General features: G+C 32.6%; 9 protein-coding genes. 7 read left to right on the top strand and 2 right to left on the bottom strand.

The window, feature by feature from the left end; genetic code table 11:
- Nucleotides 1-93: 93 nt before the first annotated feature.
- Nucleotides 94-2754 (top strand): AAA domain-containing protein, encoded by a 2661-nt coding sequence (locus IGJ11_RS02600; RefSeq protein ID WP_438772297.1) that lies wholly within the window; start codon nucleotides 94-96, stop codon nucleotides 2752-2754.
- 323 nt (nucleotides 2755-3077) lie between these two features.
- Nucleotides 3078-4802: a DUF6119 family protein gene (locus IGJ11_RS02605; protein WP_207432902.1), complete on the top strand. Its 1725-nt coding sequence runs from the start codon at nucleotides 3078-3080 to the stop codon at nucleotides 4800-4802.
- A gap of 545 nt (nucleotides 4803-5347) precedes the next feature.
- Here IGJ11_RS02605 and IGJ11_RS02610 read toward each other — a convergent pair.
- Together IGJ11_RS02610 and IGJ11_RS02615 are read right to left on the bottom strand one after the other, a co-directional pair.
- Entirely contained in the window at nucleotides 5348-6037 is a 690-nt protein-coding gene (locus IGJ11_RS02610) for a hypothetical protein (RefSeq protein WP_242697195.1), read from the bottom strand.
- 408 nt (nucleotides 6038-6445) lie between these two features.
- Nucleotides 6446-7141 carry a hypothetical protein gene (locus IGJ11_RS02615; protein WP_010719970.1) on the bottom strand — a complete coding sequence of 232 codons (696 nt, stop codon included), beginning with the start codon at nucleotides 7139-7141 and terminating at the stop codon, nucleotides 6446-6448.
- Nucleotides 7142-7663: 522 nt separating this feature from the next.
- On the opposite strand from IGJ11_RS02615, the gene arsC reads away from it, so the two are divergent.
- The 5 genes from arsC to IGJ11_RS02640 all read left to right on the top strand — a co-directional run bounded on the left by arsC (nucleotide 7664) and on the right by IGJ11_RS02640 (nucleotide 14587).
- The gene (gene arsC / locus IGJ11_RS02620) at nucleotides 7664-8074 is read left to right on the top strand and encodes an arsenate reductase (thioredoxin) (protein WP_207414639.1); all 411 of its coding nucleotides are present in this window, start codon (nucleotides 7664-7666) and stop codon (nucleotides 8072-8074) included.
- A 447-nt stretch (nucleotides 8075-8521) separates the two neighbouring features.
- Nucleotides 8522-9586: a ComEC/Rec2 family competence protein gene (locus IGJ11_RS02625; protein ID WP_176581668.1), complete on the top strand. Its 1065-nt coding sequence runs from the start codon at nucleotides 8522-8524 to the stop codon at nucleotides 9584-9586.
- Nucleotides 9583-10878 (top strand): ABC-three component system protein, encoded by a 1296-nt coding sequence (locus IGJ11_RS02630; RefSeq protein ID WP_438772300.1) that lies wholly within the window; start codon nucleotides 9583-9585, stop codon nucleotides 10876-10878. The genes IGJ11_RS02625 and IGJ11_RS02630 overlap by 4 nt, the downstream gene beginning before the upstream one ends.
- A gap of 15 nt (nucleotides 10879-10893) precedes the next feature.
- Nucleotides 10894-11484, top strand: a complete 591-nt coding sequence (locus IGJ11_RS02635; protein WP_207432906.1) for an ABC-three component system middle component 1 — start codon at nucleotides 10894-10896, stop codon at nucleotides 11482-11484.
- Nucleotides 11474-14587 carry an AAA family ATPase gene (locus IGJ11_RS02640; protein WP_251849348.1) on the top strand — a complete coding sequence of 1038 codons (3114 nt, stop codon included), beginning with the start codon at nucleotides 11474-11476 and terminating at the stop codon, nucleotides 14585-14587. Before IGJ11_RS02635 ends, IGJ11_RS02640 begins: the two co-directional genes overlap by 11 nt.
- The last annotated feature ends 196 nt before the right edge of the window (nucleotides 14588-14783 follow it).

Here is a 14783-nt window from a genome sequence, read left to right on the forward strand (position 1 = left end):
TCTGAATTCCAGTTAAATCTTTTATTCCCAATAATCTAGAATAAGCATATAGTCTGAAATTGAGGTGGTATGATCTAAATGTTTTCCATATCTATGAATGGACAAGACAAAACGAATCAAATAATTGATTGGAAGCTCTGGGAAAAAGACAATAAACTAATGATAACTGTTTATTTCCCGTCAGGTAAATCGTTTTGGAAGCCATTAGATTTATGTAAAAGTACACCACAAAAAGAGATACATGCAGGTCTTTTATCTAAAGAAGAAAATGTTTATCAACAAATAGATAAAGCCACTGAATACGGGAATAAGTATATTGTTGTAAACTATCCAAATGACCAAAAAAAGTATGTCATGAAGTCAGAAAAAGTAAGTATTATTTCGAGTTCTGATTTGAAAAATGAGGATATATTTTCTTATTTTACTGAAATTGTAAAAGAGCGTGTTCGTAATGCTAGTCCAGCAAATAAATCTATGGCCGAAAACATCAAGAGGCAATTGGAAAAAATCACTCCTTATAAAGGAACCGCGTTGCATTCGTATTGCTATGGTAAAAATGAGGCTAGAAATTCTTTGAAACATTTTATTTTTCCCTTTGGATTGAATGAGAGTCAATTAAAAGCTGTTGAAAATGCCTTTTCCTCTCAAATTAGTATTATTGAAGGACCTCCTGGTACAGGAAAGACACAAACTATTTTAAATATTATTGCAAATATTTTAATGAATAAAAAATCTGTTGCAATTGTTTCAAATAACAACCCAGCAGTTGAAAATGTGTATGAGAAGATGGCTAAAAAAGAACTAGACTACCTTATTGCGAAATTAGGAAGTTCAACTAATAGGACAGAATTCTTTGCAGGGGTAAAAGAAGTTCCTCGTTATAATTCAAATTCTGCAGCTACTCCTATAAAGGAAATTGATGATATTTTAGCGAAGGTGAAAGCAAGTCTGGCTACACAAAATAAAGTAGCGCAATTGACTGCAGAAATCAGCGAGCTGCTTGTTGAGAAAAAGTACTTAGAAGAATGGCATGAAGAAAATACACTTGTAGAGTTAATGGATGTCGAAAGATACAAATTAAGTCCAGAGAAAACTTCTGATTTACTTGCATATATGAATTATCTTTCTCAAATAAAATTTTCTTTTAAAGAGAGATTCCGCTTATTGCTAGGGTTTAGAATATTTAGAACTAAGTTTTTAAATACTTATACTGAACGAATAAATTTTATTTATTCTCTACAATTTCATTATTATGAAAAAACGTTACAACAAAAAGAACAGCAATTACAAAAATATAAGAACGATTTGAATAGGGATAATTTCGAAAAATTATTAGAAGAGTTAACGAATAAATCAATGCAATTTCTCAAGCAACAATTATCAAAATCAATTCCATCTAATTCAAATTTTACCGCAGATAGCTATAAAAAGGAGTTCAGTAATTTTATTAAACGTTTTCCAGTGATTGGCAGTAGTACACATTCGATTATTAATTCTATAGCAGAGGGAGCGATATTAGACTATATCATTATCGACGAAGCATCACAGCAAGATATCGTTCCAGGGATTTTGAGTCTGGGCTGTGCAAAGAATATTATTGTGGTGGGTGATCGCAAACAACTTCCCCACATACCTGAAAAGACAGAAATCAAGGCGCCTTCTAATGATTACGAATGTACAAAATATAGTTTACTGGATTCTTTTATCAATGTATTTAAAGAGAAAGTGCCGATTACTTTGTTGAAAGAGCACTATAGATGCCATCCTAAAATTATCCAATTTTGCAATCAGCAATTTTACAATAATCAATTAATCCCTATGACTATCGATGAAGGAGAAGCATCCATTGAACTAATTACCACATCTAAAGGAAACCATACAAGAAAACGAACTAATTTGCGGGAAATTGAGTCTTTAGTAGAAGTTGGCTGGTCTGATGAGAAAGACATCGGATTTATTGCTCCTTATAACAATCAAGTGAATTTAGCTGGGAAGTATCTACCAGAAGAGTTTGCTAGAGCAACCATTCATAAATTTCAAGGAAGAGAATGTAAAGAAATTATTTTTTCAACAGTTTTGGATAAGAAAAAAAGCAGTCAAGTATCGATTGATTTTGTTGATAATCCGCATTTGGTTAATGTAGCTGTTTCTAGAGCCATCAATAAATTCACTTTAGTAACTGGTAATCAAGTGTTTACAAAGAATAATAAAAGTTTGGCAGCTTTAGTTAGATATATTAAGTACTATGCCTCTGATCAATACATCTATGATAGTCCAGTAATTTCTGCATTCGATTTATTATATAAGGAATATGATCGTTCTCTGGAAAAATTAAATACTCAATTAAATTTAAAGGACTCATATTTCAAATCTGAGCGGATTATGGCTGCCTTGTTGAGGGATATTTTAAGGACAGATGAATTTGCTTCTTTGACGTTTCATATGCAGATCAAGTTAATCCAACTTGTCTCCATAAAAAATAATTCATTTACTGATAGAGAGATAGAATTCATGAAGCAAAAATCGAGCTGTGATTTTGTCATTTATTATAAGATCGGCAAGATTCCGATTGGAGTGATTGAAGTGGATGGAAGTAGTCATGATGATAAGGTGCAGCAAGAACGTGACAGGCTTAAAAATATTATTTTAGAAAAAGCTGAAATCCCTTTGCTTAGGTTGAAGACAATTGAAGGAAACATTGGGAGAAAAACAAAAAAATTTTTAAACGAGTGTATGAATAAGAGTGGTGCCTAATTTGAAATGAGTAGTTGCTCAGTTTATGGGAAAATTATTTATAAAGAAAATGTAATCGTTAGCAATATAAGACGAATCCGATTAGAGAAAGAAATTGGTCAATTCGAGGTTTTACGGTGTATCAAATAATAAAGACTTGTCAGCATTACTACAGTTGGAATTAAAAATCTTAAAAAATATAGAAAAGGAAAGAAATATGGAATATTACAAGAATACATTGGGTTATATAAGAAATAAATTTGATGTTCCTCGGGGAAGGAAATATTTGTATTAAAAAATAGGAATTAATATTTACAAATAAAGTGATGTAAGGAAATGAAAAAATGAAGCTTATACTATCTAAATGTAGAACAAATAATTTTTCTGAGGTTTCTAGGATACTTAATGAAAATGGTTATATACAAATAGGAAAAAGTAGAACTGAGCCAAAAAATAATTTAGAATTGTTTTTCTTTTTTGAGAGTCATGAAAAGAAACAGATAGAATGGCTTTCTGAATTATTACGTTTCTTTAATGTTGGTGAAGCAGACTATAAAGAGCATAATATTATAGATGATACTTTATACCAATATAATGCAGTTATTATACTAAAAACTCCGAATAACTTGTATGCACATTCGTTAAGTCAAGGATTTAGAGTTCTTGAAAAGTTTATTGACGAAGAATTTGGCTTGAAGTTTGCTGAAAAGACCATCAAAAATGAGCATATTACTTTAAAAAATGTGAGTTATATTCAAAAAAATAAAATGAAAGGTATCACTAATTATAAGAAAGATCAAGGAGAATTTCCTAAAGCAAGTGAAAGCTATGCTTATATAAGTGGAAAACCAGATTTTAGTTTTTATGGAAATTCTATTGACTGTGGAACTGGTGTATCTTTTCCGAAAAATTTTGATATAAATAGTAAAGAAGGATTTGATCAATTATCTGAATTATTAAAAAATGTAGATAAAGCTTTAACTTTAAAAGAAAATAAATCGATTTTACCTAGAAAGAAAAGGATTGCGAAAAGTTCTCAATTATCAGGATCATTGGATGAAGAAGTTATAGAAAGAATAGTAAATGATGTCAATGAAATTGGTATAGCTTTGGACGTGAGTAAAATACACTTAGTAAATAATTCGATTAATATATATTCGGAGAATAACCATTTAGAGATATATGTTAGTAACCATTTGAAAGAAACGAAAGAAGAGCTAGAACCTTACGACAGTTCTATACTGGAATACATTCGTAAATACAATGAAAAAATAACTTCTTTAACAGATCTGAAAATTAGAGTGACTAATCATGAACATCATGTAATTGAAAATCGTTTATTAAAAGAATGGATTTATTGTGAATTAGAATATAATAATATGTTATATACTTTGGATTCAGGATTTTGGGGATACTTTAACGATAAATTTTCAGAGTTATTAAAAAAACAATTAGAAGAGATAAATAGAGTTATTGAGTATAATGAGGAGTTTAATATATACTATTCTTCTGGTGAAGGAAGGCTAAAAGGAGAAGGTGGGTATATTGAAAAACTAAGTGAGAATAAAAATTATATAAAGTTACATCAAAGAAACATTAATTACAACGGAGTTCCAATAGAAATAGCAGATGTATACAAAAAGGATACCAAGGAGTTAATAGCAATCAAAAGAGGAATGGATACATCAAATAGTATGTATAGCTTTGAGCAATCTATATTATCACTTCAATTATTAAGAAATATTACTGAGTTTAATGTAGAAGAAGAGTTATTAAAATATAATGATAGAAAAGCATCTACAGATGAAGATAAAGGTAAATTTCCTCATATTCAGAAAAAAAATATTGAGAAAATTTTAAATTCTAGGATTTCCTCAGTGTTGTGGTTACAAAGTACAAAAAAATATGTAAAGATGACAGAAGAAAAGAAATTTGACTTCAATCAAATAGGTTCAATTCTATTAAAATTAAAGATTGTTGATTGGTATAGTTCAATATTAGAAAATAATTTCACACCAAAAATTTATATGGGGAAAGACCTTCAAGTTAATAAAAAAGATCAATTTTAGTAGACTTTTACATTAAGTATTGTTCCTAATAACATATCTAAAATGACCAGATTTTGATCATTTTAATTTGATAACCATTAACTCGTTAAACTACTATATGGACTCTTAATTACTTGATTTGATGGTTAATGAGACTGATTGAGAAGGTATTTTTAATGTGGAATAATCTGCAAAAATTAAAATTTTTTAGCTAGAAATATCTAATGGCAGGTTTTACTTGCTTTTTTTACTCTTTATTTAAAAAATATGAATGATACAAAATCAAATCTGGATCAAAAAGGACCATCATTCTAGCTCAGTTCTTATTTGAATTTTGTTAAATTTTTATCTATTAATTTTAGCATTTTTTAGTTGAAATCATTTATAGAGCATATTGGCCTCTCAGTTGGTTAGGTTTTGGTGATTTAATCATACTAGAGAACGATATGTTTTTTTATAGCAAAAATGAAAATGGGGCTGAAGAATCAATTTTGATTTTTCAGTCCCATAAATTATAGAGCCGTCAATGTTTTGGCCCAGTCTCTTTTGGTTTATTTGCTTATAAATTAATATTTAATAACATTTACAAGTTTTAATGGAGTTCTTTCATCCCAATCAAGGATGGCTTGGTTTTTAATAGTTAAATAATTTCCACCGATATTTTCAATGCTAGGTAAATAATATATGTATTCATTCATTTCACTTTTGGCTTTCATTGAAACTAAAAAGCCTCTTGGATCATTGTTTCTGCTCCAGCTCTCTACAGCTGGACGAGCAAGTTCAAAGTAATCTGCATATCCGCCAGTTTTCCATTTGCTTAATGCAACCTGAACAGTTCCATCAGAGAGATTGACCATATTTACAATTTTAGTTCCTTTTGTATCAGAGTAGACTACTTTTTTCAGTGGTGTGATTTCAGTTGAGCTGTTTCGTTGATAAAGGCTACCATCTTTATAAGAGTAAGAAGCACTTGTTGGCGTATAATAGGTTCTAAGCATTCCGTTATGGACAATCGACAAGATAAATCCACTACGAGAAAGTCTGCTCCAAGAGTCTGATTGACCAGGTGTGATATTGAAGTAGTCGGTGTTACCCGTTCCTGTAGAATTTGCACTAACTGAAACCTGAATACTTGAAAAGTCCGTACAATCGTTTGTTACAGTGACGTCAGCGTGTGCTGCTTTGGTCGGGATTAAAAAGATGGCTAAAGCGACCATTCCTATTAATAAACTGACCAGTGATGATTTTTTTTTCATGATATTCCTCCTGTTAATATAATATAGTCGTAAACGTTTTCGCTTACAATTTAAGTCTAAAGGATGCAGACTATTTTTCAATGATTCTAATTTACTATTTTATTAATTTTTTTTATTTTAGAGTCAAGTATAGTGGAATTTTCTTTGGGATATCGATCAGTTCTTGAATATCGGAGGAGCTGGCTGAAATTTAGCAAGAGGTTGGAAAAAGTACTGTAAGATGAGTGAATAAGCGGATAGCCTTTATAAACGTTTTTTATACTTTATACGACGGTATTTCTATTGTGTGAAGCTTAACTTCAAAAACACTGGTTATTTATTTTTGTACTTAATGAAAAAGCCTAGGGCATCTTTTCTCCCTAGGCTCATCATTAGTTATTATTTGATCGCTTTAATGGTTCTTCATGCTTAGTAGTCAATCACATTAACTACTTTTAATTTCTGTGTTTCATCCCAATCATAGATAGCATCTTTTCTGATTGTCAGAAAATTTTTGTAGCCTAGGTATTGTATGCTAGGTAAATAATATATGTATTCTTTTGAGAATCCGCTATTATATAGGACTGAAACTAAAAAGCCTCTTGGATCATCATTTCTGCTCCAAGTTTCACTATCAAGGTGGTTTAGCGTAAAGTAGTCTGTCGATCCGCCACTTTTCCATTTACTTAACGATACTGTTGTAAGACTTGTGGAAAGATTAATCATGTTAACGTTCATACTTCGCGTAACAAGCGAATTTGTTTCAACTTTTAACGGAGTGATTTCTGTTGTGCTACCTTGGGAATAAAGTTTTCCATCTTTAAAAGAGTAGGCGGCGTTAGTTGGAGTATAGTAGGTCCTAAGTTGTTCTAAATAAACAATGGCTAAAATATGGCCTCTAGGATCATTTCTGCGCCAAGATTCTGTTTGTCCAACTGTTACTTTGTAGTAGTCTGACGAGACATCTTTTCCATTATCTGCGTTAATGGAAGCTGTAAATGAATGTGACGGATCTGTACAATCGTTTGTTACGGTGACATCAGCATGTGTTTTGGTTAGTGGTAAGAAAAACATTAAAGCAATGAAACCAAACAATAGGCTGACCAATGGTAATTTTTTTTTCATGGTATTCCTCCCTTTAATATAATTTATGTAAACGATCTTCGCTTACAATTTAAGTTTAAAGGAACAAGTTTAGGTTTCAATGTGTCCAATCAATCAATTTATTTCATTTTTTTAGTATAAAACCAAATGTAGTGAAATTATGGGTGGGGTGCTAATAGCTACGGTTATTCTAGCTTCTTTCAATAGAATAAGGTTCGTCAAACTGCCGTTTAAAACAAAGCGTTCATTTAGCATTCGTTAGTAAAAAATTCTTTTAGGAAATGATTCATGACATCGAGTATGATGAATTTTCTTCAATTTTAGACGATCCATGGATAATGACATTTATTAATTGTCAGGTAAAAAGAAGATCAGAACTGATGGCCAAAACATACCAAACTGATAATTGATGACGTAACTTTTCAATCATTTCACTCTTTTTTGATGCTTTCCTACAAAAATTCCTGTATGCTTGCTTTTAGTTAGAGAATAAAATAATGACCGAGCTATATCGAATGCTCATATCCAGGAGGAGAAATAAAAATGAAAAAAATTTATTTTTTATGTACGGGAAATTCTTGTCGTAGCCAAATGGCAGAAGGGTATGCACGTCAATTATTATCTGCCTCGGATGTGGAAATTAAAAGCGCAGGTATTGAAACTCATGGACTGAATCCACGAGCGGTTCAGGTAATGGCTGAGGATGGAATTGATATTTCAAACCAAACGTCTGATTTGATCGATCAGGATTATTTTACACAAGCAGACTTGATTATTACGCTTTGTGGAGATGCAAAAGATAAATGTCCGACGATTCCTGTAGGTGTTCAGCACATTCATTGGGATTTAACAGACCCCGCACAAGCAGTTGGAACCGAAGCAGAAATAGCATCAGCTTTTAGAAAAACAAGAGATAGAATTAAAGCACAGGTAATTGAACTCAAGAACCAGTGAGAGTCAGTATTTTTCGAAAATTGAGTGATCATTTGAGCTTCATTTGTCTGTATAGTGCTAAATTTTAACAGTCAAGAATTGAAGTCAGCAAGCCTTAAAATGGTCTTGCTGGCTTTTTTTTGCTTGCGATATTTTTGTCGCCTTCTCAATTATTTGGCGAGTTATGAATCAAGCAATTATTTCTGGTTATGAGAATGATTGGCGTTTAAAAATCAAAATTTATTTACAATAACAATGTTATGGGGAGTAAGATAAGAAAGAAAAGAGTGTATTTCGCGCAATTAACTAATGGACTGAAAGCTCTTATTGTCAGCTAAATTCCAGCGCCAATAACAAATGAATAGAAGTTTATTGTGTGTGATTTTGGTTAGTAAAGAATAACAAGATCAGCGAAAAGAAAGCAGAAGAAGGAGGAGGTTGCAGGGACAGGACTGCAATGAAAGAGAAATGATTACAGTGAAAGCTTTACCTGCTTATGATGGCGATTGTTTGATTGTTCAGTATGGAGAAGAAGATCAACGGACGAATCTGTTTGTCGATGGAGGTCAAGGACAACAAGTTGTTAGGCAGTTGAAAGAGGAAATTGCAACAATTAGCCAGAAAGGCGAGTGCATTGACTTACTGATTTTGACACATATTGATGCCGATCATATTCGGGGATTTTTGAGTTTGTTTTCTCAGTCGAGTTTTGACAAGTCATGTATTAAACGAGTGTTTTTTAATTCTAGAAAGCTGTTATCGCAAAAGTTTGATACAAAGGTTGTTTATGATGATCAACTGGAGATCGTTCAAGAAAAGGCAGAGATTAGTTTTAAACAAGGGGAGTCTTTCGATCGGTATTTGGAGGATTTGAAGATTGAAAAGATGACAGTTATTGACAATTCTTGTCAGCCCAAATTACTCAATGGAGCAAAAATGACGATTTTGACACCTGATGAAGCAAGTCTAAGGAAATTATATACAGATTGGGAAAAGGCAATTCAAAAAGAAACCAGGGATCAACTGATCAGCGGTCGAAATGTCAATCATCAGGGAAGCGTAGAAGAACTGATCAAAAAAGCTTTCCAAGAAGATCGCGCTGTCGCAAATGGGAGCAGTATTAGCTTTATATTGGAGTATGAAGGCAAACGACTGTTGATGCTAGCAGATGCTCATCCAAGTACTGTCACTGCGAAGTTAAAAGAACTGTATGGGGAAAAAGAGCTGCATTTTGACTTGGTAAAAGTGGCTCATCATGGGAGTAAAGCGAATACTAGTGACGATTTATTAAAACAGATTGAATGTGAAAATTATTTGATTAGTTCAAATAAGGGGAATCGTCATGGTTTTCCGCACAAAGAAGCCTTATCAAGGATTGTTTACCACAACTACACAAAAAAACGACCAACGAATTTTTATTTTAATTATTCTGATGCGAGTGAGGGGTTATTTACAAATGAAGAAATAAAAAAATACGGGATTCAATTGATCAAGAAAAAAATGAATGAGAGGGTACTAACGATTGACATATGAATGATTTTGAAGAGTTATCAGTGAATATTAGAGGAACCAATACTTATGGTTCAGGTTTATTGTATCAGCAGGATTGTGAAACGGGTTTTGTGATCACCGCAAAACATTGTGTAGTTGGGGAAACAATTAATGACTTCAAACTATTTGATTATACCCAATCTGAACTAGAAATCTTAGAACCACCAAGATGCTCAGATAGTCTAGATTTAGCGATTATCAAAGTGAAGGTAAAAAAAGGTTATCCTGAACTGCTTATAATGGAACCAGAAAATAAGCAAGAAATCGTATTTTATGGTTATCCAGAGTGTATGAAAGAAGACGGTGGAACTCCTTATCGAGGAAAGGCAACTCAAATCAGTAAGCCAGATATTTTTAAATTGGTACTGGACAATGAAATAGGATCGTCTAACAACACGGAGTATGAGAACATACGAGGTTGCTCAGGATCAGGAGTGTACGTCGAAAGAGAAGGTAAGTGTTATTTGACTGGGATTATTACGAAACTTCAGTCAGCGGGGCAACAAGGAATTGTTGAAGGGATTCATATCGCACATATTGTTGCTTTCTTTTTAGAAGAGTTTGATATCATGCTGGTACCTCGTTGCTTGAATGATTTTAGTGAATATTTGGCATCTATCATAAATGAATTACGAGAAGTAGGTGGACAAGAAAATAAGCTGATTTTTCTGATTGAAAAATGTTATCGTGAATGTTTTTCCGACATAACGCCTAAATTGATCCATAATCGGTTAAGTGATTACCTGTTTCTTCCTTCTCAGAAAAATGAGGATTATACCAATAAATTCTTGTGGATCGCTTGGCTGGAGATCTTGCTTTACAAGTTATTACAAACAAATATTGCTTTTGAGATCGATGATTGTTTCAAATTACTCACTCAGGAAAAGGAAAGAGCTGGTATCCATGTATTATTTACAAATCATCTAACACTTGACCGTTTCATTGGGAGTTTATTTAGAAGTACACTTTATGACAAGCTCGATAAACAAGATGTTTTGTTTGTAACTAATCAAAGGAGAAAATTTCGGGGTGGGAGTATTGCCAAGCGAGAACAAATTGAGGGAATCGTCGTGAACATCGATCATCCAGAAGTTTATGATCGGTTAACGATTGATAATCCCAATGAAAAAAAATTATTTCCTATTGTTCATATCGATTATATCGAAAATGAAATTGATCAGATTTTACACGACACAAAAGGGTTAACAGCCGTTGAGTTTTCTCAGAGGTTTCCAGAGGAGTTAACTCGTTTGTTTGAAGAAATTGCAAACTAATGGAGGTAGATAACAATGGTAGAGATATTAAAAGAAATCACTACGTATGAAATAATAGAAAAAACGACGGGATTGACCTGTTACACGTACCAACAAGCAAGCAAAAAGTATCGACTCCATTTTTTTTGTTATGTATTTGATAATCAAGATGAGTTATTAGCCAACTATGAAGAAATCAACGATCAGATTGCCTACAGTTTTCAAAGTCAATTAAAAAGGAAGATTGAACGATGGAATATTTATTTTTTTCTTTTTGTCAAAGCCAAAGTAGCGAAGCCAATCAAAGCCAGTATTGAACAAGACAAGTATGCAACCAGAAAGGTGATCGTGGATAATTTTCGAGAATTTGCTACTAATGATGCGCAAAAAGAAGCACAAAAAGAAGCACAAAAAAATAAAATTCAAGAAAGATTATTATTGAATCTGGAACAGACAAAACCAGTAAAGAAACTGGCTAAGGATGAGCGGCAAAATGATGAGAAAATCATCCATTTGTTAGCAGAATTAAAAACGATGGCTAAAAAAGAGAAAAAAGCACGAATACAAGAGTATATAAAACATGAGCTGTCAAATCTTAACGTAAAGGAAGGAACCGATGAGTCTTAAATTGAAAGGGATAAAAATTGATTCGTTTCGAGCATTTGAAAGGCAAAAATATTTTGATTGTGTGAATCCTGTTTTTAATGAAATATCAAATTTGATTGTTTTGTATGCGCCAAATGGAACCGGAAAAACCTCTTTTTTTGATGCCATCGAATGGAGCTTGACTGGCGAAATCAGTCGACTGAATGAAAATAAAAATGTCCGTGATATCGCCTCCCAAGAGCGAAAGTATATTTTAAAGAACAAATATTCCTCAGCCGAAGTGGGCAGTGTGGAACTAGCATTTGATGATGGCAGTTTTTATGCATTAACAACGAAAAAGTTAAATGGAAAGCAAACAACGGATTACGTTGAAGGGAATGAGTCCAAAAAAACGGTTGATTTAACAGCGAAAGAATTAAAGATTTTACGACAAAAAAATTTATTGACACACAATCAAATCGATGCTTTTTTGCGATCACAGAGTGCCGAAGGAAGATATGATGCTTTAAGTAATTTTTGGGACAAAGAAAATGTATCTGAGGATTATAAAAATCTAGTCTTATTCGTCAACGAAATGAATAAAGTATTAGGACAACAAGAAACTAAAATGAATCAGCTAACAAAAGAGATTGAAAAACTCGAAAGTAATGCAAAAATATGGCAAACAATCAACCAGCTGAAAGAAAATTATGCCAAGTTAAACGGAAAGAATAGTAAAAAAGATCCATTGTTAAAGAATCAATTAGGTTTACAAGAATTGTATATCGAATCGAACAAATTAAAAAGCAATAATCAAATAAAATTGAACCAGTTTGAAGAGGAGCGACAACAGCTAGAAAATTTAATCACAATGATCCAAGAGTATCGACAAATACCGCAGCAGATCGAATGGTCTGAAAAGCAGGTTGCTGATGTCGACGAAAAGTTAGCCCATTTGACAGAAATTGAGACAATCGAAGAAAAAAAGAAAGCACTGTTTGACGAAAAAATAGACTTGAGCAACCATCTCAAGCGTTGTAACTTTCTTATCAATCATGAAGCAGATTTTCAGGCACTAGAAATGGCTGAACAAAACAGTAATAGAGAAATCAATGAATGGATTAATCAACGAAAAAAATGTGAACAAGCATTGATTACTTTACAAAAGGAGCATCAAGAGCAAGAAGTAACATTAAGTGAGTGTCAAAATAAACGAGCGTTGCGGACGAATCAATTAACAGAAATCAAAGAATTAAACAGTTATTCCGATGTTAAAGCGAAAAGACAATTACTTGATCATGAAATCAAACAACAGAAAAAGAAAAAAATAGAGTTGGAAGCCAAGTTAGGTAAGATAAAGCTAACGTTGACAAAATTGTTTTCATTACTAAACTTAGACGATCATCAGTTAAGCCAAAAAGACTATTCAAAAGAACCTGATTATTCATTTTTGTTGGAACAGATAAGCCAACTTGATGACATTTGGCAAGAAAGAAAAAAATTGAAAGTTGATTTAGCACAAAAGAAGAAGGAACGTTCCTCTTTAGAAGATCTGGGCAGTCAGTTAGAACAGTTGAAAAAATTAGGTTATTCTATCGTAACGGATACGTCTTCGTCTGTCTGTCCATTATGTCTCCATGATCATCAAGAATTTCAACATATCATCCAAAAAATTGAAGCTAGTACGGCAGGTCTTTTACCGATTGAGCAACTGACGAAGGAAATCAGCCACTTAGAAGGAATGATCGATGAATCAACTAGGCGGTTAACTGAGGTAGTTTCTGGAGTAAAACAACAGATTCAGATACAAATAACGATTAAGGAAACTGAAATCAACCAACTTGACCACGATCTGTTACAAGTAACCTTAAAATTAAAACAACAAGAAGAAGCGTATTTAACCAATGAGAAACACTGGTACAAGTTAAATGAATACAGCCAAAAATATGGGATTGACTGTGAAAAAATTGCTGAAGAAACCCAGAAAAGAGTAAAGTCACTACAGGAGGAATTGGTAAAATTAACGAATGAATACCAAAATATCAAAGAAAAAATCAATCAAAATGAACAGCTGAATGTCAAGAATACTCATACACTCAAAACGATCGAATTACATTATCAACAAGCAAAAAAAAGCTTAAATGATCTAAAAGGAAACGAACAGTATCAATATTATCAGCAAGAACAGGCGTTTTATGAAGCGCTTGGTATTTCTGCTATCTCTGATTTTAAAAGGCAATGTAAACGCGAGTTAGAAAAAATCAATGAACAAGAAACCAAGCTTATTGCTGAAAAAGAACAACGACTAGAACAAGTAAATGGGAAAAGTAAAACAGAATTAGTAGAAGAACAACGAATCCAAGCAGAGCAGATTCGGCAGCTCGTTGTACGGAGGAAATATATCGAAAAGATATCTTATCAGCTGTTTGACCAAGTAATCATTGCACCAGAAGAATTGGAAAAAAATAAGCAAAAGTTGACCACAGCTATTTACGAATTAACGGAAAAAAATCAACTGTTGAGTCAACTATCTGGGCTTACCAGTGATTTTATCTCTGAAACAGGTATTGAAACGAAAAGAAGCGAACAAGCAAAAGTAAAAAAAATCTATGACCACTTAAGTAGCAAAGTACAAGAACTAAAAGAATTAAAAGACAGTAAATTAACCGAGATCAAAAAGCAAATCAAAAGTACATTTAATTTAGATACCGTCAATCAGATTTTTCAAATGATCGAACCTCACCCTGATTTTCGTAAGATTAGTTTTAAAATCAATGAAGCAAATCCCGATAAATTAGGACTGGATATTATGTGCAAACGAACAGAGGATGAAGAGGATGCCCCGATTTTATATCTAAGTTCTGCCCAAGTAAATATATTGTCTTTAAGTATTTTTCTAGGAACCGCTCTAGAGAATACAGACAAAGTGAATACGATTTTCATGGATGATCCAATCCAACACTTAGATAGTCTTAATGAATTATCCTTTATTGATCTATTAAGAATCCTTGCATTTAAGCTAGGAACACAGATCATCTTTTCCACCCATAACCGCCAGTTTTTTGACTTATGTCAGAGAAAATTAGATGCCAATTACCATAATGCCAGTTTTATCGAAATGAATTATACAGAGAATCAGTTGTAACAAATTTAGTTAGTCAGAAAAAGTGAAAAAGGGAGCTCTTTGATGTGAGGTTAGCTGAAAGATTCAGAGTATAAAACAAAAATTGCCTACAGAAGTTAAAAAAGATACGGATAGAGAATCAATCCCAACGAATAAGGGATTGATTCTTTTTTTCTAGATTAAATATAGATAGGAAGAATATATAGGTTGGATGGAG

It is taken from the genome of Enterococcus sp. DIV0691 (assembly GCF_051711145.1).
Classification (GTDB): domain Bacteria; phylum Bacillota; class Bacilli; order Lactobacillales; family Enterococcaceae; genus Enterococcus_B; species Enterococcus_B hirae.